This window comes from Shewanella sp. MM_2022_3 (assembly GCF_022557375.1).
Lineage (GTDB): Bacteria > Pseudomonadota > Gammaproteobacteria > Enterobacterales > Shewanellaceae > Shewanella > Shewanella xiamenensis.
The window spans coordinates 1-21,529 of record NZ_JAKZGV010000025.1 but is presented as its reverse complement, the minus strand read 5'-3'; the positions used below and the strand labels follow the sequence as shown (position 1 = coordinate 21,529).

The 21,529-nt window shown below is 45.9% G+C and carries 20 protein-coding genes and 1 rRNA gene; 14 read left to right on the top strand and 7 right to left on the bottom strand.

All coding sequences use genetic code 11. The annotated features are described in order from the left end of the window. Positions 1–97: 97 nt before the first annotated feature. The 4 genes from MMG82_RS13385 to MMG82_RS13370 all read right to left on the bottom strand — a co-directional run bounded on the left by MMG82_RS13385 (position 98) and on the right by MMG82_RS13370 (position 4,703). Positions 98–2,050 carry a hypothetical protein gene (locus tag MMG82_RS13385; RefSeq protein ID WP_047540192.1) on the bottom strand — a complete coding sequence of 651 codons (1,953 nt, stop codon included), beginning with the start codon at positions 2,048–2,050 and terminating at the stop codon, positions 98–100. Positions 2,051–2,328: 278 nt separating this feature from the next. Continuing rightward, the gene (locus MMG82_RS13380) at positions 2,329–2,709 is read right to left on the bottom strand and encodes a DUF2069 domain-containing protein (RefSeq protein WP_037426780.1); all 381 of its coding nucleotides are present in this window, start codon (positions 2,707–2,709) and stop codon (positions 2,329–2,331) included. A 51-nt stretch (positions 2,710–2,760) separates the two neighbouring features. Next, complete coding sequence (gene arsC, locus MMG82_RS13375; protein ID WP_047535240.1) at positions 2,761–3,111, bottom strand: arsenate reductase (glutaredoxin); 351 nt, start codon at positions 3,109–3,111, stop codon at positions 2,761–2,763. 122 nt (positions 3,112–3,233) lie between these two features. Next, on the bottom strand, positions 3,234–4,703 hold the full coding sequence (locus tag MMG82_RS13370) for a M48 family metalloprotease (protein WP_047535243.1): 1,470 nt from the start codon (positions 4,701–4,703) through the stop codon (positions 3,234–3,236). A 112-nt stretch (positions 4,704–4,815) separates the two neighbouring features. On the opposite strand from MMG82_RS13370, the gene MMG82_RS13365 reads away from it, so the two are divergent. Continuing rightward, positions 4,816–5,049 (top strand): sulfurtransferase TusA family protein, encoded by a 234-nt coding sequence (locus MMG82_RS13365; RefSeq protein WP_037419895.1) that lies wholly within the window; start codon positions 4,816–4,818, stop codon positions 5,047–5,049. A gap of 198 nt (positions 5,050–5,247) precedes the next feature. Beyond that, positions 5,248–6,348 carry an AI-2E family transporter gene (locus MMG82_RS13360; protein ID WP_037419898.1) on the top strand — a complete coding sequence of 367 codons (1,101 nt, stop codon included), beginning with the start codon at positions 5,248–5,250 and terminating at the stop codon, positions 6,346–6,348. Between the two features lie 112 nt (positions 6,349–6,460). On the opposite strand, the gene MMG82_RS13355 is transcribed toward MMG82_RS13360, so the two are convergent. Then, on the bottom strand, positions 6,461–7,378 hold the full coding sequence (locus MMG82_RS13355) for a LysR family transcriptional regulator ArgP (RefSeq protein WP_037426785.1): 918 nt from the start codon (positions 7,376–7,378) through the stop codon (positions 6,461–6,463). 112 nt (positions 7,379–7,490) lie between these two features. Between MMG82_RS13355 and MMG82_RS13350 the strand changes: the two genes are divergently transcribed. From MMG82_RS13350 to MMG82_RS13305, 10 genes are all read left to right on the top strand, one after another. Beyond that, positions 7,491–8,111 carry a LysE/ArgO family amino acid transporter gene (locus tag MMG82_RS13350; protein ID WP_037419906.1) on the top strand — a complete coding sequence of 207 codons (621 nt, stop codon included), beginning with the start codon at positions 7,491–7,493 and terminating at the stop codon, positions 8,109–8,111. A 245-nt stretch (positions 8,112–8,356) separates the two neighbouring features. Then, the gene (locus MMG82_RS13345) at positions 8,357–8,830 is read left to right on the top strand and encodes a DUF2919 domain-containing protein (RefSeq protein WP_037426787.1); all 474 of its coding nucleotides are present in this window, start codon (positions 8,357–8,359) and stop codon (positions 8,828–8,830) included. 217 nt (positions 8,831–9,047) lie between these two features. After that, entirely contained in the window at positions 9,048–10,253 is a 1,206-nt protein-coding gene (locus tag MMG82_RS13340) for an HD-GYP domain-containing protein (RefSeq protein ID WP_037419911.1), read from the top strand. 68 nt (positions 10,254–10,321) lie between these two features. Beyond that, a complete protein-coding gene (locus MMG82_RS13335; protein ID WP_144375843.1) occupies positions 10,322–11,173 on the top strand; it encodes an NAD(P)-binding domain-containing protein in 852 nt (283 codons plus the stop codon). Positions 11,174–11,312: 139 nt separating this feature from the next. After that, a complete protein-coding gene (locus MMG82_RS13330) occupies positions 11,313–11,936 on the top strand; it encodes a thiol:disulfide interchange protein DsbA/DsbL (protein WP_047535254.1) in 624 nt (207 codons plus the stop codon). A gap of 430 nt (positions 11,937–12,366) precedes the next feature. Next, positions 12,367–12,633, top strand: coding sequence for a DUF4212 domain-containing protein (locus tag MMG82_RS13325; protein WP_011622295.1), 267 nt, complete (start codon positions 12,367–12,369; stop codon positions 12,631–12,633). Between the two features lie 11 nt (positions 12,634–12,644). Next, positions 12,645–14,381: a sodium:solute symporter family protein gene (locus tag MMG82_RS13320; protein ID WP_037419920.1), complete on the top strand. Its 1,737-nt coding sequence runs from the start codon at positions 12,645–12,647 to the stop codon at positions 14,379–14,381. A 150-nt stretch (positions 14,382–14,531) separates the two neighbouring features. Next, positions 14,532–16,394, top strand: a complete 1,863-nt coding sequence (locus tag MMG82_RS13315) for a DUF294 nucleotidyltransferase-like domain-containing protein (protein WP_144346171.1) — start codon at positions 14,532–14,534, stop codon at positions 16,392–16,394. Next, positions 16,394–17,071, top strand: a complete 678-nt coding sequence (locus tag MMG82_RS13310) for an exonuclease domain-containing protein (RefSeq protein ID WP_047533629.1) — start codon at positions 16,394–16,396, stop codon at positions 17,069–17,071. Before MMG82_RS13315 ends, MMG82_RS13310 begins: the two co-directional genes overlap by 1 nt. Before the next feature lie 211 nt (positions 17,072–17,282). After that, positions 17,283–17,882 (top strand): lecithin retinol acyltransferase family protein, encoded by a 600-nt coding sequence (locus MMG82_RS13305; RefSeq protein ID WP_047533632.1) that lies wholly within the window; start codon positions 17,283–17,285, stop codon positions 17,880–17,882. Between the two features lie 34 nt (positions 17,883–17,916). Here the strand turns inward: MMG82_RS13305 and MMG82_RS13300 are convergent, their stop codons facing one another. Together MMG82_RS13300 and MMG82_RS13295 are read right to left on the bottom strand one after the other, a co-directional pair. After that, entirely contained in the window at positions 17,917–18,981 is a 1,065-nt protein-coding gene (locus tag MMG82_RS13300; protein ID WP_144375844.1) for a ketoacyl-ACP synthase III, read from the bottom strand. Between the two features lie 92 nt (positions 18,982–19,073). Then, a complete protein-coding gene (locus MMG82_RS13295) occupies positions 19,074–19,745 on the bottom strand; it encodes a GntR family transcriptional regulator (RefSeq protein ID WP_037419935.1) in 672 nt (223 codons plus the stop codon). Between the two features lie 316 nt (positions 19,746–20,061). Here MMG82_RS13295 and gmhB point away from each other — a divergent pair, with 316 nt between their 5' ends. Together gmhB and MMG82_RS13285 are read left to right on the top strand one after the other, a co-directional pair. Next, entirely contained in the window at positions 20,062–20,613 is a 552-nt protein-coding gene (gene gmhB, locus MMG82_RS13290; RefSeq protein WP_047533579.1) for a D-glycero-beta-D-manno-heptose 1,7-bisphosphate 7-phosphatase, read from the top strand. A 578-nt stretch (positions 20,614–21,191) separates the two neighbouring features. Further along, positions 21,192–21,529: ribosomal RNA gene (locus MMG82_RS13285) — 16S ribosomal RNA — on the top strand; the annotation flags it as partial.

Genomic DNA, 21,529 nt, shown 5'->3' with positions numbered 1-21,529 from the left:
GCAAAAAGCCCGTCGCATAATTACGATGGGCTTTTTTATATCTCCAAATGAGCTGAAATACTGAAATCTTGTCTATCTGCTCGCTTAGATCAAGTGACTACTGCTGCGGATGGCGATGACGATCGCCACTGAAGCGCAGCTCTGGCTCGGCTATGCTATCGCGACTGGCTGCGGTACTACTTTGTTGTCCTTTCACAATGGCAGCATTGGGCGATATCCCTAATGTTTGACGCCAGCTTTGCCCTTGGGTCATCGGGATGGGTTCGGGCAGGCTTGCTAGCAAGGTAATACCATCTAACTCGGGTAACATACCATCGATCACTAAGGCTGCACGGTTGAGCAAATTATCGGCGCCAATGCGGCCTCTTTGTCCCCAGTTGACGATAATCGTATCCGCGGTGATTACATCGGGTGCATTTGTCACAGCTACATCCCGCAGGATCTGATAGCGATAGCTCATCATCGCTTCTTCAAATAGCATTGCAGTGTCTTCGCGGGTGCTGGAATAATTGTAAAAATCATTGGCGATATCACCGGAGAAAAACGTACTGACATCCGAAGGTTGGTAGGCTTTTTGGGTGGCAGTGGCTTTCGCACCCAAGAAGCTCACTCCAGCAAGCCCAGTCATTTCGGTACTCGTGAGGGGATAACTGCGGCTTACTTGATCTGAAATCAAACTCTTACTGGCATTTCGGCGACTATAGTCATCCAATAGTCTTGGACCTGTAAGTGATGCGTGCACGCTTCTTGGGAAGAAGTCATTAGCGTGAGCGAGCTCATGGTATAAGAGTGAGGCGAGGTCAGGGTTAATTTGAGCCAGAGTCCGTGTGGCGCGCGTAGTGATTGGGAAGCCCTGTGAAGCATATTGATTATTTTTAACGTAACGCCATGGCATGATGAAATTCAGCTCATTGCCAAAGCTACTGCGATAATCTGGCGCTTCGTTGATGGTATCGCGCTGCATAGGTGTCAGCCAAAGGTCGTTGGGGTCGAGATAAATCGCCCCTGTAACAACCCAATAGAAAGATGGGCGCACATCATAACTAATCACCACTGCGGTGACCGATTGTAGCAGGCGGGCAAAGTCACTATTAGGATCCATCTGCCGTAAAAATGCGGCAAAATTGTCCCCCATCCAATCGTGGGACACTAATACCCTATCAAGAATCGTATCGACATCAAGGTTATCCGAAACTTGGCCTATGAGTGGCAATTGATTGATTGTACAAGCCTCTTTTAACTGATTCGAGTACACACAGCTCGTTAACGCACTGGCATAAGGTGAGGTTGGATGATAAGCATGAGTACGCGCAAGTGGCGTATCAAAGTAACTGGAGCTTATCGTGGGCGCTGCCGTGGTTAATACAAAGGCTTCATCTGTCACTACATTACCGTTAATCGTGGCTGATGCCCTAAGACGGGTTAAGGTATCTTGAGCAACAGCGGGTGCGGTAAAGAGGGGTCTAAAGGGATCGCTTATGTCAAGGCTGACATCGGGGCCTTCGGTGATACACCAATTGATATTGGCGGCACTGAGGCCGGCTTGCTGACCAATTCGCAAGCTCACATCGTTACCCTCAACGGCTTGATGATCTTGACGAATATTCAGCAATCCGCCCGTGTTGTTATCGGCATTAATGCTGATATCACCCGTCACATTGGTATTGGCGCCGGTGATTTGTAAGCGAAAGCGGTAGCTGCCCGCGGCTGGGAGCTCCATCGCTAACACAGGACTATTTTGACTAACGAGTTCAATGTTGGGGCCTTCGAGTTGTTGCCAACGGAAGGTGAGATCCTGCGAATCGCGATTACCTAGACTGGCAATAATGGCACTGGATTGTCCTACACCGTATTGAGATTCCGTCTTAAACCGAATTGCACCAGTATCTGTGGTCACTAATGGTGTGACTGAGGTACAACGTGGCACATTGGTTGTGGGAGGTGTAACGGTGCCGCCATCGCTGTTGCTATCACCTCCGCCGCCACAGGCACTCAATGTTGCTGCTGCGGCTATGATACTGAATCGACGAATTGGGCCCCATATTTCCATCATGACTCACTCCAATTAATTCGCTGTTATTGTTTGTTTTTGTTGTTTGACAGGCACGATTCACCGTCATTTATTGGTACAAAAAATGACTATAGCACGCTCTTTTAGTTACAAAAAGCGATCAAAGGTAGCTTAAATGTATAGATTGTTTGTAGTGATTATTGGAGATAGGCGGGGCATTGATCATTTTGACTAAAAACGGATGGACTGACGCAGAGAGTGTGTCGGGCAACAAAAAGCGCGGTGTAAATCAACCGCGCTTTACTATATTCGGAATATTAGTCTTGCTTATCGGATTTTTTCTTCAGACCTAGGCCGAGTTCACGGCCACGGATACGAGCATAAAACGGGAACGCGACTAACAGCGCGCCAATGAGCAGGACCTCAATAATGGCAAAGGCCAATGCATCGGTCGTGACATACAACAAGGTGAGGGCGTGCAGCATATATAAGCATAAAATAAAGCTCGCCCATGCGTAGGTGTAAGGATTACCTTTTAAAATGCCTTTGATGGGAAGCAATAAAGGCACTATCCATAATAGGCTGAATAATAAGGTATATTCTCCATTTATGCCTTGACCAATAAACCAGCCGCCCAGCAGCAGAACAAGGGCAAGGTAGCCTAAGCGGCTAAGTGTCAGTAGAGAGCTTGAGGTCATGATTTTCCTAATCTAAACATCTTGGAACAGTGGTGAAATAGCCTGAACAACTTAGAGAATATTCAGTACATTTTCCGGTGGACGACCAACGGCTGCCTGTTGATTAGCCAGTACGATTGGGCGTTCAATCAATTTTGGCGTCTTGACCATGGCGTCGATAAGTTGTTCTTCGGTTAAAGCCGGATTGGCAAGACCTAGTGCTTGATACTCGTCTTCCTTAGTGCGCATTAACTCACGGGCGCTGAGTTTGAGCGTGGCTAAAATTCCACGAATATCAGCGGCGCTTGGAGGATTTTTAAGGTATTCCACTATTGTGATATCGCAGCCTTGTTGCTCGAGTAGGGCTAAGGTTTCGCGGCTCTTTGAACAACGTGGGTTATGGTAAATCGTTGCTTGGGTCATAGTTCTCATGCTCAATCGGCTAAAACAATGGCGCGGATGATAGCAGAAAAAACAGCGCCCCGTCAGGGTGTTCGGGGCGCGATTATCAGGGATTAGCAATAGATTAAATAACAGAGCCGATTTTACTTTAGGGCATCCATCTCTTTATCCGCTTGTTTAAATTGACGGATACGTGCTTCGATTCGCGCCAGTTGTAATGGATTACCTTCCGAGGCGCGGTAAGCAAAGTTAAGCTGATCGATAGCGCCCTTATAGTTAGCGCCTAGCGCCATTAACTCGGCATTGGAGAAATACTCCATCCCTTGGTTACCAAGTTTCTTGTAGGCAAGATTTAGCAACTGATAGGGCAGTTGATTCTGCTTATCGAGGAAAATCATATCTTCGAGCAGCGGAATCGCTTTAGCGGGGTCACCAGCCTCGATATAGATATTGGCTAAGTTAGCGTTGATCACCTGCGAAGTGGGTTTCATCTTCCGCTGAGTTTCGAGTAACTTAGTTGCCTGGGCATAATCCTTACGTTCGTTAAGCAAATCCGTCTTAGTATCGAGATAAAACAAGTTGTTATCATCGATTTTTAATAGTTCATCGACAATTTTTTCGGATTCATCAAACTTCTTCAATCTAAACAGTGCTAATGCTTTGCCGTAGAGGGCCGCCTCTTTAAAGCTGTAGGTTTGCTTATTGAGCTGCTTTTCAAACATACTTAATACCGCATCGTCGCTATAACTGGAAAAACGCACCTGAATACGGGCTTTAGCGAGCTGGAAGTTCAGATTATCCGGCACATAACGGTGGGGATATTGCTGGGCACGATCCCGCGCTTCGGAAATCCGTGATTCAGGTAAAGGGTGGGTTAACAGCATTTGCGGTGGCGTAGTCGTAAAACGATAACGACTGGCGAGTTTGCCAAAGAAATCGGCGGAGGCATTAGGATCAAATCCCGCATCGACTAAAATTTGCATGCCGATACGATCGGCTTCTTTTTCATGCAGGCGGGTATAGTTGATTTTTGATTGTGTCGCCATGGCTTGGGTGGTTGCCAACGCGGCCATCCCTGCTTGAGGAACTGCGATCGTTAATAAAATGGCGCCGAGTAAACCAGCAACAGTCGCAGGTCCGGTCTTTTGCTGTGCTTCGAGGGAGCGTGCTAAGTGACGCTGGGTCACGTGGGTGATTTCATGGCCTAATACTGAGGCCAGTTCACTTTCGTTATCAGCATTAAGAAATAGCCCTGTGTGCACCGCAACGTGGCCGCCAAAGAAGGCAAAGGCGTTGATTTCATCATTTTGCAGCAAGAAGAAATAAAAGGGCGTTTTGACTCCCGTGGCGTGGGCGACCAATTTGTTGCCCAGTTCAGTTAAATATTGGCTCAATACCGGATCGTTCAGCATGGGCGCCGATGAGCGAATAACGCGCATATAGGCATCGCCATAGACCATTTCTTTTTCTAGGCTGAAGGTATTGACGGCGGCGGTACCCAGATCGGGCAAGTCGTTGTTGGCAAAACTCTTTGCGGCTCCACCGAGTAACATTAATGAAAGCACACTCGCCGCAAGGGGTTTACATCGGGTCAAAAACGTCAAATTACGCAAGTGGATCCTTTATTTCTTTTAAGTGTCTCAACTAAGGCTTAGGTAGCCCTTAGCTTGTAGTTTGAATTGCAACTTAGGATAATAGCCCAAGTTCGTTCATAGCAAGTTCATTATGATTTTTATTGATTTAACATCATTGCGCTGCCCCGTTCCCTTGGTTAAGGTCAAACTTGCGTTGAAGTCTGTGTCTGCTGGTGACAGCTTACATATCCTACTCTCAGACCCAGGTTCCCGCCGAGATGTTCCCACTTTTTTAAAAAAACAGGGGCATCAGGTCGTGACGTTACACGATGATGCGAGCCAGTTAGGCCTATTAATTACAAAAGTTGATTTATCGCAGGGATAATCATACACAAAGCATGATTCAATGCCGCAGTCAAAATGGCGAGTTAGCTAGCTGACTGCAACTTAACCTAGGCTTGTCAGTCATAGTTAGCAGTTAACTGATTTTCAAGCATATACACAGTTAATCTACTGCGATAAGGTTAACTCATAAGTCACTTTCCTGCCTGTTGGGAAAGCCAACCCCCATTGGAATGAATGCATGTTTAGTTTTTTTTCTCGTTGGTATCAAGAGCGATTTAGTGATCCACAGGCTGTCACCTTATTGGCCATTCTAGTGGGTTTAGCGTTAGTACTTTATTTTGCTGGTGGTTTGTTAGCCCCGCTACTTGTTGCTCTGGTGTTGGCTTTTTTACTCGAATGGCCCGTGGCGCAAATGCTGAAATTGGGGATTAATCGCACGACGGGGGCCTCCTTAGTACTCGTGCTGTTTTTAGGGATAGTGGTGCTGCTGACCTTTGGGCTAATCCCCAGCGTGTGGCGTCAAGGGGTAAGTCTGATGACGGATTTACCGAATATGATAGATAAAGGGCTACTGACCTTGCAGGGGTTAGCGACCCAGTATCCTAAATTTATAAGTACTGAACAGCTTGATTTAATGGTCTCCGAGTTGAAGAAATTACTTGATACCCAACATGTGCTCGACATTGCGAAACAGCTGATTGGTTACTCTGCGTCATTATTGGTGCTGATGGTGTACGCTATTTTAGTGCCATTGTTGGTGTTCTTTTTTCTTAAGGATAAAGATCAACTGATCCGCGGTAGTAAGCGTTTTTTCCCTACTAATCGACAGCTGGCCCGCAAGGTATGGTTTGAGATGCACCAACAGATCTTTAACTATATTCGCGGCAAAGTGATTGAGATTGTGATTGTCGGAGTAGCGAGCTACATCTTCTTTGCCTTTATGGGGCTGAGATACTCGGCCTTACTGGGGGTGTTGACCGGGTTGTCGGTGTTGATTCCCTATGTGGGCGCGACCTTAGTGACTCTACCCATTATGCTGGTGGCCTTTTTCCAGTGGGGTTTTAGCTCTGAGTTTGGTTATTTAATGCTAGGTTACGGCATTATTCAGGCCTTGGATGGTAACGTACTTGTACCTATCCTGTTTTCCGATGCGGTGGATTTGCATCCGGTGATCATTATTGCTGCTGTGTTAGTTTTCGGTGGTTTATGGGGCGTTTGGGGTGTGTTCTTTGCCATTCCATTAGCCTCCTTGGTGAAAGCGGTGATCAATGCTTGGCCTAAAACCGAGATTGAACCTGTGGCGATAGCGCAGGTGAAGGCGGATTCGGCAGAAGCCTAAGCCGCTGGTAATAGGTAAAAACTAATAGTTCAAAACTGGGCACGAGTGCTCAGTTTTTTTATCCGCTAACTATTTGTACTAACAATTGTTTTACTCACTCTTGCTGCACTCATTATTGCTGTAATAGATGCTGTGCGGTGGCGGCAAGCGCCCGATAAACCAAAGTGGTTTGTTTGGCTTTGATATTCCAATGCTGCCAATAGAGGGGCACCCGAATGCGTTTTTCTGGGGTGAGCTCAATTAATATGCCTTTGTCTATCAAGGGTTTTGCCTGTAAGTGACCCACTAAACCGTAACCCAGACTTAAGTTAATCGCCTCTAAAAAACTCTCCGATGAGGGAATACTGTGTTGCCACCATTGACCTGGCAACATTTGAAAATACTGGGCGAGATACTTTTCATGCATTTTATCTTTGGTCGAAAACACCACGGCCGGGGCTTTCGCAAGCTGCGCTTGGGTTATTTGAGCGCCGACATTATCGCTATTTTTTGCCCATTCGAAATAACGCGCCGCAAATGCTGGGGTGGCGACGCACATATATTCCATGGTTCCTAAAAACTCGCTGCTACAACCGGCCATGGGGTTGGCTGTCGTGGTCACGCAACCGACGGCCTCACCGTTTTTCAATAGGTGATGGGTGTAGGACTCATCATCGACAATCAATTCCAGCAGCCAGGCATGTCGGCTGAACATATCGGCCAATGCGGGCAAAAACCATGTCGCTAAACTGTCGGCATTGACTGCAATTCGCACCGTCGTGGGATGATTTGGGTCATCGGCATCTAACTCGGCTCTCAATTCACTCTCGAGTAGTTGCACCTGTGAATAGTGGCGCAATAAACGCTTCCCTGTTGGGGTCGCCACCACGGGCGTTGAGCGGATAAGTAAGGATTGGCCGACTCGTTCTTCTAATTGCCTAACGCGCTGTGACACCGCCGATTGGGTGATATGCAACACTTTGGCGGCGCGCTCGAAGCCGCCTTCGGAGACGACGACCGCAAGCGCTTTAAGATTGGCGTATTCCAACATGATTGCCGTCCTTAAGGTTATTAATTTTACTTATGATACATAAAAAACATTAGTTATATTAATTTTGTTGTTTTGTCTATGCTAGCGCCTTCTTCAGACATGAGAGGTAGTTATGCAAACGGCGTTTATACAAGGTATGGGCATTGGTGGTAGTTTGATCATTGCCGTAGGGGCGCAAAATGCCTTTGTGCTAAAGCAGGGGATTAAGCGAGCTTATCCTTTGCCGATTGCGCTGCTTTGTTCAATCATCGATGCCTTAATGATCACTGCGGGGGTTGCTGGGCTTGGGCATATTATTGAAGCCTTCCCGACCATCAAACATGTGGCCAGTTTTGGTGGTGCCGCTTTTTTGCTTTGGTACGGAGCCAATGCGCTTAAGGCCTCATTTGCCGCTAAAGGGATGGAGATGGATAATGCGCAAAATGCCGACACTTTGCGTAAAGCCATGCTGACCACGCTTGGGATCAGCCTGCTTAATCCACACCTTTATTTAGATACAGTCGTGCTGCTGGGGAGCATTAGTACTCAGTTCGAAGATGCCCATCGTCCTTGGTTTGGTGCGGGTGCGGTACTGGCTTCGTTTATTTGGTTCTTCAGCCTAAGTTTTGGTGCGCGTTTATTGGCGCCGATATTTAGCCGCCCAGCGGCGTGGCGATACTTAGATCGTTTTATTTGGTTGACTATGTGGAGCATCGCCGCGGCAATTATTTGGCCATATATGACGGTAAATTAATGTGCCTTTTTGAAGTTTTATGGCTGGTTGTCATGTTCAGGTCGAAGGGGCTAATCCTTCGACCTTATTCATATTAAGTTCAAATGGTTAAATCTACATATCGAAGGGAGTATGGGGTAGCGCACACGGCGGAAATGTTGATCTAACCGTTGAGTGTGCTTGATTTGTTTATCCCTCCCATTGAAATTACGCCAATAGGCACCATTTAATATTTATTGCTTAAGTTTTTACTAAATGGATTGCCGTTGAATTTTAGTCACATCACTTGGCTTGATGATAAAGGCCATATTAAACCGCCGATTTTTTTATATGTGATTTTGGCATTCCTCGCGCGAGGCTGGTGTATTTTTATAGCCTCCTTGACTCAAGCCAGTGATAGAGCGGAATTGGTGAGGCTCTTTTATCCTGAAAAATCAGACTTTTTACTTGCACTCGCGGCAGGTCTTGGTGCTGTAGTGCTTTATTTTGTCGTACTTGCGGAGCGGCGCCGCTCGCCCTCATGGATTCGGCCGTTGTTTGTCCATCTTAAATGGGGACTGTGGTTATTATTATTAGTTGATGCGGTTTTACTGTCTCAGCGGTTAATTCACGGACAGTTTTTATTCCATTGGAGTTTGGCACTCGATGCCTTGGTGTTGTTTTGGTCCTGTCTTTATGTCTATCAGTCAAAACGACTGCGTTATTATCTCACGGATTGGCCGAAGGAAATAAAAACTTAAAAAACATTAGTCTACATCTCTTTGTTATTACAGATTTTTATATCTTATTCGATGAAGTTAGCATAATTTATGTGTTCTATACCTCAGTTTGATAAGCATTTTTTCATCAACAGCTTACTGATTTTGCTGAATCATCTATAGTTATATGTACTTAGCTTAAATGTACGCGCCAAGAAGTCATATTGCGTTCTTACGTGCATGAAAGGAGTCATATTGCGTGGCAAAAGCAGATCATAGAAGACTATTACTTTCACAACTTCAACTAGGAATGCGGGTTAAGTTGCCTTTGTCGTGGACAAATCACCCATTCTTATTTAACCGAGTTGATATCAATAGTGCGGCTCAGATTGAGATGATCCGGGGGCTTGGTGTTCCCTATGTTTACCTCATTTCTGGCAGTAATGATGAGATTGATACTGCTGAAGAAGAGGTTGAAATTGAAGATATTGACGCCGCGCCACCAGAGCGAGATCTGAAAGCGGATACGCGTAAATCGATGCGATTAAGCCAAAAGCGATTTTTGGAGAGTGTTAATCAGTGTCGTAATATCTTTGGTAAGGTCGTCAGTGATCCCGAAGGGGCCTATCGATTATCGGCTGCTTTAGTTGAAGATTTACTCAGTCATTTACAAGAGGTGGAAAAACCCTTCTTGACCTTAGTCGGGATGGACGAAAAGGATGTGAGTGTGACCCAGCATGGGGTATCAGTGGCGGTGCTCGCCATGATGATAGGTCATGCACTGGATTTACCAGCGAGGGATTTGCGCGATATTGCCCTTGGCAGTTTATTCCATGATATTGGCAAGCTAAAAGTGCCCGATGTGATCCGTCGAAAGCGTGGTGCTCTGACTCCCCATGAAGCCAATTACTTACAGATGCATCCTAATTTTGGCTATGACATGCTTAATCGCTCTGGGTTGTTCCCTAAAGAAGTACTAAACATCGTGTTACATCACCATGAGTTTGTTGATGGTTCGGGTTTCCCTGATGGGCTCACAGGTCATAAAATTCCCATCGTCACTCAAATCGTTAGTCTAGCAAATGATTACGATCAGCAACTGAGTGGTCAGCAAGCTTCTTCTCCTCAAGTTGCCCTCGGTTACTTATTTAAAAATAGAGCCAGTAAACATTCGGAATCGTTGATTTCTGTCTTAGTCAAGATATTAGGTATTTATCCACCAGGGACCTTAGTTAAGCTATCGGATGATAGCGTTGCAAAAGTCATTATGACCACGAAAGAGGTGAGTCAGCCTCAGGTGTGGGCCTGTAAAGAAGATGGTAGTGAAGCTTCGTTACGCTTTTTAAGTGATGAGGGCGTGACAGTGCAAAAGTCTTTGCGAGTTGAAGATTTAACTGAGGGCGCAAGGCGAACATTGCAGGTCGATAAGGGGATTAGTTTTTATTTTAGTTCCTTACAAGCTTGAATCCCTTTACCAGAGTTCCGTATGCTATTGGCCAAAATATATTATTAGCAGTAAGTAGGTCAGAGATAATGGAACACACTGTGGTGGAGAAAAAGAGTGTTGCGGTTGTAGGCTGTGGGTGGTTCGGTTTTGCGCTCGCAAAACAACTTGTTCAAGCTGGTTATCGCGTGACTGGGGCTAAGCGCCAGTGTGAGGATCTTCCTGCGTTAACACACGCGGGTATTGAGGCATTCAAACTACAACTTGGTGATGAGGCTGATATTGTTCCTGATGCACAACTGTTGCAAGACTTATTTCAGACAGACTTTCTTGTTGTTAATATTCCTCCTCGTCTAAAGCATGGTAATACAGCTTATCTTAACGAACTAAAACAACTCATCGACTTAACCCAAGGCTGGCAATATCAAGGCATAGTGTTTATTAGCACCACGGGCGTTTATCCCTCTCTTGATAAATCCATGACCGAAGCCGATGCCCAGGCCGAGTCACCTTCAGCGCAGGTGTTGCTGGATGCTGAAGCTTTATTTGCTCACCAATCTAATACTTGCGTGGTGCGTTTTGCTGGACTCGTTGGACCAAAGCGTCATCCGGGGCGTTTTTTTGCAGGCAAAACCGATGTGGCTGGTGGTAATGTTGCAGTCAATCTCGTGCATTTACAGGATTGCGTCGCGGCAGTCAGTTTAATTATTGACACTAAGCTAAAGGGAGAGAAGATCGCCTCTATCTATAATCTATGCGCGCCAGAGCATCCATCGAGAAGCGAATTTTACGGTGCTGCGGCTCTGTCACTGGGATTGGCTGAACCGCAATTTAATACCCAGCTGCAACCCAGCAAAGTGATTCTGGGGGATAAAATCGTCCGCGATCTGGGATTTAAGTATCAGTTTACCTCCCCACTTGCGATGCTAGCGGCCTGTTAGCGGCGGATTTACCACCTATTGTTAACAAATGTTTAAGAACAATGGCCATATTTTGAGGTATCTTAATGGCTTGTGCCTGTTGCAAACGACTTACGATTCAATGATGCGTGTTAATCATTCACTAATAAGAAGAGAATATATGAAAACCCTAACTAATCTTGTTCGACCTTTGGCTGCTTTGGCCTGTGGATTGGTCTTAAGCGCCAGTTTTGCGCTGCAAGCGGCCAGTTTTGAAGAAGGGAAGGATTATGTCACTGTCGCAGGAATGAGCGAGGCGCAAAAGCCTGTGCTGCGAGAGTTTTTTTCCTATAACTGCCCACATTGCTACAAACAGGAACCCTTTGTCGCTTCCACGGTAAAACTCTTGGGCAAGGATGTAGCCTTTGAACGTACGCCTGTGGGGGCGGGTCGTCCTGCGTGGGAACTGAGCCAATTGGCTTATTATATCGCGCAAAAGCTCAATATGACCAAGCAAGTCCATGAGGCGATTTTTAAACAAATTCATGACAAGGGTGAGCAATTTACCCGCCCTGAGCAAGTGAAAGCCTTTTTTGTGGCTCAAGGTGCTAAAGCTGATGATGTGGATGCGGCGATGAATTCTGTTGACGCTAAATTTTCACTGATGAGTTACGATTCGCAAGCGGAATTGGCTGGGATTAAAGGTGTGCCATCATTATTGGTAAATGGCCGTTATTTAGTCACGTCTAAGGTTCATACTCCTGAAGAATTGGCCGAGTTAGTGAAGTACTTAGCCGCTAAATAATAACGTTGATACTGGCGTCTATGCTGGCGCCAATTTATCGATTTCCCATAACCCAGCCATGCTGGGTTATTTTTTGCCTGTCTGCTGACAAATCTAAGTGGTGTAGATTGAGATGATTGCTCTCGTATTACACTCGAAGTAATACGATATTTTGTTTACATGACAGGCTATTACTACTTTCTAGTTGTTCCACTTATCACGCTAATTTGTCTCTTTCTAGCCTTAAGTTCTTCGACATTGGTCTAAGTTGCTCAAAAAACGACTTTTACAACAAAATGTAAAAACATTGTTAAGTTGATGGTTCTAAATGATATTTTGTATTTTGCTATGTGAGGTATTTCGCAAATTAGACTAAGGTCTTGATTGTGGTCACTCCAGCTGTTGCTAGATTTAACGAGACTTAAAAATAAAACAGCACAGGGGAGTCGCTATGGCGTTTGAAAATAATGATAAAGCAAAAGGTTACTGGAACGAGAATTTACGTCTGGTTTTGGGCCTATTAGCTATTTGGGCCGCAGTTTCGTTTGGATGTGGCATTCTATTGGTTGATGTACTCAATGAAATCCATTTTATGGGATTCAAATTAGGTTTCTGGTTTGCTCAACAGGGATCGATGTATGTCTTTGTTGCGCTTATTTTTGTCTACGCGGCAAAAGCCAACGCCTTAGATAAAAAATATAACGTACAAGAAGACTAAGGAGCACAGAGATGGGTGTACAAGGATTAACTTATCTGATTGTGGGGCTGTCGTTTGCCCTCTATATTGGGATTGCGCTCTGGACTCGCGCAGGTTCAACTAAAGAGTTCTATGTAGCGGGTGGTGGTGTTCATCCCGTTGTAAACGGCATGGCAACCGCCGCCGACTGGATGTCTGCGGCATCTTTCATTTCGTTGGCGGGTATTGTCTCTTTCGTCGGTTATGACGGCAGTGTGTACTTGATGGGGTGGACCGGCGGTTACGTTTTATTAGCCCTGTGTATGGCGCCATACTTACGTAAATTTGGTAAGTTTACCGTGCCTGATTTCGTGGGTGAGCGTTATTACTCCCAAGCGGCGCGCACGGTAGCTGTTATTTGCGCCATCTTCATTTGCTTTACTTACATTGCTGGCCAAATGCGCGGAGTGGGCGTGGTATTCTCGCGCTTCCTTGAGGTAGAGGTAGATACCGGCGTATATATTGGTATGGCCGTAGTGTTTTTCTATGCGGTACTCGGTGGTATGAAAGGGATTACATATACTCAGGTGGCCCAATATTGCGTACTGATCTTCGCCTTTATGGTGCCTGCAATCTTCCTGTCTGTGATGATGACGGGTCATATCATTCCTCAAATTGGTTTTGGTGCTGAGTTACTCGATGCTGCGGGGAATAATTCTGGCGTTTATCTGTTAGAGAAACTGAATAATCTCTCTGTGGATTTAGGCTTTGCCCCTTACACCGATGGTTCTAAGAGCATGATCGACGTGTTCTGTATTACTGGTGCTTTGATGGTCGGTACAGCGGGCTTACCCCATGTTATTGTGCGTTTCTTCACCGTACCGAAAGTGAAAGATGCTCGTATATCAGCGGGTTGGGCATTGGTGTTTATCGCCATCATGTACACCACAGTTCCTGCATTAGCGGCATTCTCTCGCGTCAATATGATCGAAACCATTAACGGCCCAGATCAAAAGGGTGTTGCCTATGAAACTGCGCCTGATTGGATCAAAAACTGGGAAAAAACTGGTCTGATCAAATGGGATGACAAAAATGGTGATGGCAAAATCTACTATGCCAAAGGCAAAATGGAAGATGCTGCTAGCCCTAACGAAATGAAAATCGACAACGACATCATCGTATTAGCAACGCCAGAAATCGCGAATCTGCCAGCTTGGGTGATTGCGCTGGTAGCTGCCGGTGGTCTCGCTGCGGCGCTATCTACCTCTGCGGGTTTGTTGTTGGTTATCTCAACATCAGTGTCACACGATTTAATGAAGAAAAACCTGATGCCAAATATTTCTGACAAGAAAGAGTTAATGTACGCTCGACTTGCTGCTGGTATTGGTATTGTTATTGCGGGTTACTTCGGGGTTAACCCTCCAGGATTCGTGGCGGCGGTGGTGGCATTCGCCTTCGGTTTGGCTGCGTCATCTCTGTTTCCTGCAATCATCATGGGGATCTTCTCTAAGACCATGAATAAAGAAGGTGCTATTTCAGGTATGGTGCTTGGCTTATTCTTCACCGCTGGTTATATCATCTACTTCAAGTTTGTTGATCCTACTGCAAACGTGCCTGCGAACTGGTTTCTTGGTATTTCGCCTGAAGGTATCGGTATGGTGGGCATGCTAGTGAACTTTGTGGTAGCAGCTATTGTCTGCAAACTGACCGCAGCGGCACCAGCTCATGTGCAGGAAATGGTTGAGTCTATCCGTTTCCCTAAAGGGGCGGGTGAGGCCAGCGGCCACTAACTTTCACCTAGATTAAGAGAAAAGGACGCGTTTGCGTCCTTTTGTTTTTGGTGGTGTCAGTGCAGAGTTTGAGCCTGACTTTAGTCGTATATGGCCCAACAATCGAGCGCGTTATAGTGAGATAAAATTCACCTAAAATAAGGTGTTGCTATGAACGCCAGCGAATTACAACCCGTTGTGCAGTTTTTAACGTCTACAGCTCCCTTTGATACTTTGCCTGACGAAACCATTCGCCATTGTGCTAAGTCAGTCATCGTCGGGTATTACAGTAAAGCCTCAGGGTTTGTGACCTTTGATGCCGATGCGCCGAAATTGTATTTGGTCCGCAGCGGTGCCTTTGAGGTGCGCGATCCCGAAGGAGTATTAGTGGATCGAGTCGCCGAAGGGGAGTTTTTTGGTTTTTCGACGCTATTGTCAGGGGAGAAGGTAGTCAATCGGGTCGCCATTCTTGAAGACAGTTTGGTTTACCACTTACCACAGGCATTATTCGATCAGCTACGAAGTGAGAGTCGGCACTTTGATAAATTTTTTACCCGTGCTTTTGCCAAACGGTTACGCCATGAAGCGCGTTTTAAGGCTAAAGATCTGACGACCACCAGTCGTATTAGTACCTTAATGTCATCTTCACCGATTATGATCGACGCCCACGCAAGTGTAACGCAAGCAGCCCTTTTGATGCGTAACTCGCGGGTATCGTCTTTACTCGTCACCGATAATCGTAAGCTGGTGGGGATTTTAACCGATAAAGATTTACGCAATCGAGTGCTCGCCGCAGGGCTTGATGGCCGAATTGCCGTGCATCAAGCCATGACGACTTCACCGATTTCGATTTCATCGAATGCCTTGATCTTTGAAGCTATGCTATTGATGAGTGAACATAATATTCACCATCTGCCGATTATTGATGAGCAAAATAGCGAGGAAGTGAAAGCCATTGGCATGGTGACTAGTACCGATATTTTACGCGGTCAAGGTTCGCAGCCATTACTCCTCATTGGTGAAATCGAGCGCCAACGTGATCTCGCAAGTCTCATTAGCGTTAGTAAACAAATCCCCTTGTTATTGCAAAATTTAATCAGTGCTGATGCACGGGCTGAGGAGATTGGTCGCGTGCTGACCTCGGTCACCGATGCCTTAACCCGGCGCTTGATTGTGCTAAATCAGCAAATTCTCGGTGAGGCGCCGATGGCGTTTTGTTGGTTAGCCTTTGGCTCGCAGGGGCGGCAAGACCAAGCGGCCTGTTCGGATCAAGATAACGGCTTGCTGGTGGCCGAGGAAATGGATGATTTTGCAAAGGGCTACTTTGATGCGTTAACCCATGCGGTTTGTGCAGGGCTTGATCAGTGTGGCTATGCTTTTTGCCCTGGTAATATCATGGCGCAAAATCCCAAGTGGCGTATGTCGCTCAAAGAATGGCAGCAGGTTTTTGAAAAGTGGGTTGTCACTCCAGAGCCTAAGGCATTGATGCATGCAAGTATTTTCTTCGATATGCGTTCGGTATTTGGCCCGTTATCATTATTTGATGCATTGCAGGATAAGGTGTTGGCACAGACCAAAGACAACGATATTTTTCTCGCGGGTTTGACTGGCAATTCCTTAATCGAGTCTCCGCCCTTAGGATTCTTTCGAAAATTTGTGTTAGAGCGCGATGGCAGTGAGGTAAAAGGCATTGATTTAAAGCATAAGGGGAATGCTTTGATCAATGATATTGCTCGCGTATATGCCCTGTCTGCGGGCATTAAAGAAGTGAATACCGCCAAACGCATTCGGGCACTGATGGACGCTAATATTCTTAATCGTAAGGATGCGCTTAACTTAGCCGATGCCCATGAGTTTATCGCCCATATGCGGTTATCAAACCAAGGTTATCAACATACGCAGGGACTTGAGATTAGTAACTATCTGTTACCCGCACATTTATCTTCTTTAGTTCGGCATCAATTACGGGATGCCTTCAAGGTGGTTCATGACGCCCAGTCGGGCATGAAGATGAAATTTATGCGGAGCTTTTAATGGGCGCTTGGTTGATTAATGCTAAGTTGCAATGGCGAGCACTGCGCTGTCAGCATCAATTATTTAAGGATTATTATCAGTCCTTAATCCCGCTGATGGCGCTGCCCATCAATCGTGCTCCCTTGATGGCGATGGATTTGGAGATGACAGGGTTAGATCCCCTTCAGGATCAAATCTTAAGCATTGGCTTAGTCCCCATTGAAAATGGAGTGATCCCCCTTGGTGAGGCGCAGCAAAAATTAGTGCAAATTAAGGGCAGTGTCGGCCAAAGTGCGACGATTCATGGGATTCTCGACAACCATTTAATCCAAGCGGTGAGCATTGAGGAGGCTATGGCATGGTTTATTGCTCAAACCCGTGGCCGAGTATTAGTTGCCCATCACTCCCCACTGGATTGTCGTTTTTTACAACAAGATATATTGGCTATCTACCATCAAGCCGTTTTACTCCCCGCTATAGATACCTTAGTACTTGAGAAACAGCGGTTATTACGTGAGCATTCGGTACTTAAAGAAGGAAGTCTAAGGCTTGGAGCCTGTCGAGAGCGTTATCACTTACCGATTTACGGTGCCCATAGTGCATTAACCGATGCATTAGCCTGTGCGGAGTTATTATTAGCACAAGTGGCGGCCATGGGGGGAGGTGCAGATATTTCGGTCGGAGATTTACTGACCTAATCACGTTAAGCCACTTCATTCGCAATATTTTCTGGAACAGAAGGCTTTTCATATTTGATTAATGGCTCATTGACTACACTCACTACTAGAGAGGCATTTGCGATTGCTTAGCTTATACGGTGATTGGTTGCTATTGCCAAGTTGTGTTGAGCAAGTGGTGCACGCGAGTATTACTGCGTTGTATAGAGTGTTAAGCGAATAGGAGAAGATCATGCCACTACCGTTACTATGGATTGGCGGTGCAGCGATGGGCGCATTGATGCTCGCCGATGAACGCGAAAAGCGACAACAGCTTGAACGCAATCGACTATTAGGCAGCGTTCCTCGCCAAGTAAGCACAAAGCAGGCGATGATTACTGCGCCGAGCCAATGGCAAAAGGGTTTTAAGCAAGTCACGCCACAACCTGGAAGTATCGTTTGTTGTTATGTGTTTGGGGTGATTGAGCATACTGGGATTTGGTTAGCGGATGATTGCATCGTGGAGTTACATGGCTCAGGGCTTGTTCGAGCCGTATCGGTAAAGCGATTTTTAGCGGGCCGAACAGGTAGCCAAATTTTTATTGCCTGTAATCATCAACATCAACCGCTTATCGCTAATACCATTGTTAATCGAGCCGAGCGGGCGATTTATCAGTACCGTGAATATGACCTGTTTGACAATAATTGCCACCGATTTGTGTGGTCATGTTTGTGCGGTGAAGAACGAGCGATTAAAAGCTTTAATGAGTTAAATCAAAAACTCGCAGCTTATTTTGGGCAGGGGATTTACTGGGATGAAATGCATTTAGCATCAGCGCTTACAGATATATAAAGGCCATCCAATGATGGCCTTTATATGCATAAACTTACTTACAGAAATAATCTACAGCGCGTTTTACCAACTCAATGCCAGTTTGATCGCAAGGCGGTAATTGGGCATCACTGATTTGCACTGGCGTGACACGTTCACCCCATTGCAATAGCAATGCAGCAGAGGTTAATCCCGCACCAAAGGCGCAAGAAAGAATGGTTTGGTTAGGTTTAATTAACCCTTTTTCGAGTGCATCACAAATCGCGATTGGAATCGTTGCCGCCGATGTATTGCCATAGTTAGCAATATTCACAAAGGCTTTTTCTTTAGGGATCTTCATGCGGCTAACGAGGGTATCAATAATGCGCTCGTTCGCTTGATGTGGGATCACTAAATCAACTTCATCCTTATCGACGCCACATTTTTCAAGCACTTGAGTGCTTAGCTTATTCATACCATTAATGGCGCGTTTAAAAATTTCTTGGCCATCAAATTGGATGTAAAAGTCTAATGATTCGGCGGAGAATCGATCCATCGCGGTACCGAAACCCGCTTTGAGGATGTCTCTACCATCGGGATCGTTATTCAGCTCATAGCCTAATACGCCACCAGGGATATCGGTCGCTTCCACGACAACTGCGCCCGCGCCATCACCAAACAATACGGCGGTTTCACGGCGAGACCAATCGAGGTAGAAAGATAAGCGTTCGGCGCCCACAACGAGGACTTTCTTGCATTGACCACTCTTGATCTGTGAGCTAGCTAAACCTAAGCCGTACAAAAAACCACTGCAGGCGGCGTTGATATCAAAGGCTGCGCAGCTTGCACCAATATTGGCCTGCACTGTTGAGGCTATATTGGGGATCAAAGTATCTGGGCTAGCGCTGGCTAAAATGATCATATCAATTTCGCTACCCTCAATCCCAGCCGCTGCAAGCGCACGCTTGGCGGCAACTGACGCTAATTCCGAGGTGTTCACATGGCTGATATGACGTTGACTGATCCCTGTGCGTGATTTAATCCATTCATCGGACGTTTCGATAAAAGTGGCAAGATCATCGTTAGTCAAAGTGGCGGGTGGAACACATTTTCCCCAGCCAGTGATTGTGGCGTACTGCATGGTGTTTTCTCTCAAATAAAAAAGGCAGAACCTTTAGTGCTGCCTCAAATCGACAACAAAGCTTATCGGTATAACGAATGACAGTCCGTGATCTATACCACCTGTTTGGCGACCAGATCCCGAATTGTCATTGCGGCATGCAAAATATGATGTCGCAGTAACGCCGTGGCTTTCTCTGTTTCTCTTTGCTTACAATAATTGAGCAGTTCGCGGTGCTCGTGCTCTGCTGCGGGAATGCCTCCTGCGAGCAGTAATTGCAAACGAATATATCTATCGCAGTTGGTATTGAGGCCATGTACGACCTCTAGCGTATGTGGGCGATTGGCGGCTTGGTATAAACAGGTATGAAACTGTGTATTTAGCTCGCTCCAACTGGCGACGGCATCTTCATGTTTAAAGGCTGATTCCAATTGTTCTAATACGCGTTCAGCTCTTATTAAATCTTCTTCTTGAAGTCGTGGAATGGCTTTGGCGAGCAGATCCGTCTCGATCATGGCGCGCAACTCAAACAGCTCGGTCACTTGTTCAACGGATAATTCAGTCGCCGTTGCCCCTTTATGGGGTTCGAATTTTACCAGCCCTTCAGCTTCAAGTTGCAGCAAGGCTTCTCTTACCGGAATGCGGCTAACATTCAATGCTTCGGCTAGTGCGCTTTGTCTGAGTGGTTCTCCTGCGGCTATATCACCCGAAAGTATTTTCTCTCTGAGCACCTCTACAACTAACTGGGTGCGGGTTTTATGGACTATAGGCGTAGTTCGACTCATTATGACCGTCTATTTTTAGGTGTTTTATTGTTATCCGTGCAAGATTACCGTTAAAAACAGCACAAATAAAGGGAAAGCTCGATTGAGCTGCGCATCGACTAGATGGCTAAAACAATTATTCGCGGACGAATTCGCCCTTAAAGATGTGTTAATCGACCATTTATAGGCGTTACGATGGCAAATGAATTGTCAGAATATGAATCAAGCTCAAATTGCTAAGTGGTATCCGTCAACTTCGCGGTGCAATTTTTTGCAATGGATGGAATAATAGTAAAATTACGCATTAAGCGCTGTTTTTTGTGAGTGGAGTAGTACTGTGAGTGCAGTCAATCGAGCCGTTTTTTTGGACCGTGATGGTGTGATCAACAAAGATCATGGTTATGTGCATCAGGTAGATGACTTTGAATATATTGAAGGCGTATTTGAGGCGTGCCTTGCATTAAAGCAAATGGGATACAAATTGGTGGTGGTCACTAATCAGTCGGGAATTGCCCGTGGCATGTATACCGAAGACCAATTCCACAGTCTCACCGAATGGATGGATTGGAACTTTGCCGATAAAGGTGTCGACCTCGATGGTATTTATTATTGCCCGCACCATAATGAAAAAGGGATTGGTGAATATAAAGTCGATTGCGACTGTCGCAAACCCAAACCAGGAATGTTACTCGACGCGGCAAAATTTTTGAAAATCGATTTGTCCCAATCTGTGATGGTAGGAGATAAAGCCGACGATATGCTCGCGGCCAAAGCAGCAGGGGTGCCGACACGTATCCTCGTCCGTACTGGTAAAGCCATTGCTGATGATAGTGAGGCGTCTACGGTGCTCGATAGCATTGCCGATGTACCGGTTTTTTTAAAGAAGTAGCCTATTCTTGCAACTTAAAGCGTGCATCAATCTATTTGAACCGTGAGATTGAACTTGAAGCGCGAGCTTAACAACAAAAAAGTGCGGTATTGGCTTTATCGTTTTGCTTAGTGACCGATGCTAACGGCGTTATCAGGCGATAAAGATAGCCAAAGTGATGGAAATTACAGCGAAATAGGCGCTAAAACCTAGGTTTGGTTTAAAAAATGCGCATTCACGTCGCTTTTTCTAATTATTTTGCCTAAAGGGGTTGCGGTAAAATCTGACATCCCTATAATGCGCATCCACTGGCCCAGCGGGGTCAACGGTGAAAGCCAAAAGCGCTAAATGCTTAAGGTAAATAACCACGCTCTTTAACAATTTATCAAGCAAATCTGTGTGGACACTCACAGGTGTTGAGTTAATCGAAATTACTCTGCCTTTTGGCGAGTAATCAAAGAATTAAATCAATGAATGAGTGTTCATAGCAATATGTACATACATTTATGTATGAATTGAAACGCGATGCTTCTTAGTGAGCAAAGCGAATCAAAACAGTAGAATTCATTGAGTCGTTTCTTCGGAAACAAAAAAACTTTTAATTGAAGAGTTTGATCATGGCTCAGATTGAACGCTGGCGGCAGGCCTAACACATGCAAGTCGAGCGGCAGCACAAGTAAGTTTACTTATGAGGTGGCGAGCGGCGGACGGGTGAGTAATGCCTAGGGATCTGCCCAGTCGAGGGGGATAACAGTTGGAAACGACTGCTAATACCGCATACGCCCTACGGGGGAAAGGAGGGGACCTTTTGGCCTTCCGCGATTGGATGAACCTAGGTGGGATTAGCTAGTTGGTGAGGTAATGGCTCACCAAGGCGACGATCCCTAGCTGTTCTGAGAGGATGATCAGCCACACTGGGACTGAGACACGGCCCAGA

What these genes read in the sequence shown, in the direction of transcription:
- MMG82_RS13385 (WP_047540192.1), bottom strand. Translation starts at nt 2,050, where the DNA reads ATGGAAATATGGGGCCCAATTCGTCGATTCAGTATCATAGCCGCAGCA.
- MMG82_RS13380 (WP_037426780.1), bottom strand. Translation starts at nt 2,709, where the DNA reads ATGACCTCAAGCTCTCTACTGACACTTAGCCGCTTAGGCTACCTTGCC.
- arsC (WP_047535240.1), bottom strand. Translation starts at nt 3,111, where the DNA reads ATGACCCAAGCAACGATTTACCATAACCCACGTTGTTCAAAGAGCCGC.
- MMG82_RS13365 (WP_037419895.1), top strand. Translation starts at nt 4,816, where the DNA reads ATGATTTTTATTGATTTAACATCATTGCGCTGCCCCGTTCCCTTGGTT.
- MMG82_RS13360 (WP_037419898.1), top strand. Translation starts at nt 5,248, where the DNA reads ATGTTTAGTTTTTTTTCTCGTTGGTATCAAGAGCGATTTAGTGATCCA.
- MMG82_RS13355 (WP_037426785.1), bottom strand. Translation starts at nt 7,378, where the DNA reads ATGTTGGAATACGCCAATCTTAAAGCGCTTGCGGTCGTCGTCTCCGAA.
- MMG82_RS13350 (WP_037419906.1), top strand. Translation starts at nt 7,491, where the DNA reads ATGCAAACGGCGTTTATACAAGGTATGGGCATTGGTGGTAGTTTGATC.
- MMG82_RS13335 (WP_144375843.1), top strand. Translation starts at nt 10,322, where the DNA reads ATGGAACACACTGTGGTGGAGAAAAAGAGTGTTGCGGTTGTAGGCTGT.
- MMG82_RS13330 (WP_047535254.1), top strand. Translation starts at nt 11,313, where the DNA reads ATGAAAACCCTAACTAATCTTGTTCGACCTTTGGCTGCTTTGGCCTGT.
- MMG82_RS13325 (WP_011622295.1), top strand. Translation starts at nt 12,367, where the DNA reads ATGGCGTTTGAAAATAATGATAAAGCAAAAGGTTACTGGAACGAGAAT.
- MMG82_RS13320 (WP_037419920.1), top strand. Translation starts at nt 12,645, where the DNA reads ATGGGTGTACAAGGATTAACTTATCTGATTGTGGGGCTGTCGTTTGCC.
- MMG82_RS13315 (WP_144346171.1), top strand. Translation starts at nt 14,532, where the DNA reads ATGAACGCCAGCGAATTACAACCCGTTGTGCAGTTTTTAACGTCTACA.
- MMG82_RS13310 (WP_047533629.1), top strand. Translation starts at nt 16,394, where the DNA reads ATGGGCGCTTGGTTGATTAATGCTAAGTTGCAATGGCGAGCACTGCGC.
- MMG82_RS13305 (WP_047533632.1), top strand. Translation starts at nt 17,283, where the DNA reads ATGCCACTACCGTTACTATGGATTGGCGGTGCAGCGATGGGCGCATTG.
- MMG82_RS13300 (WP_144375844.1), bottom strand. Translation starts at nt 18,981, where the DNA reads ATGCAGTACGCCACAATCACTGGCTGGGGAAAATGTGTTCCACCCGCC.
- MMG82_RS13295 (WP_037419935.1), bottom strand. Translation starts at nt 19,745, where the DNA reads ATGAGTCGAACTACGCCTATAGTCCATAAAACCCGCACCCAGTTAGTT.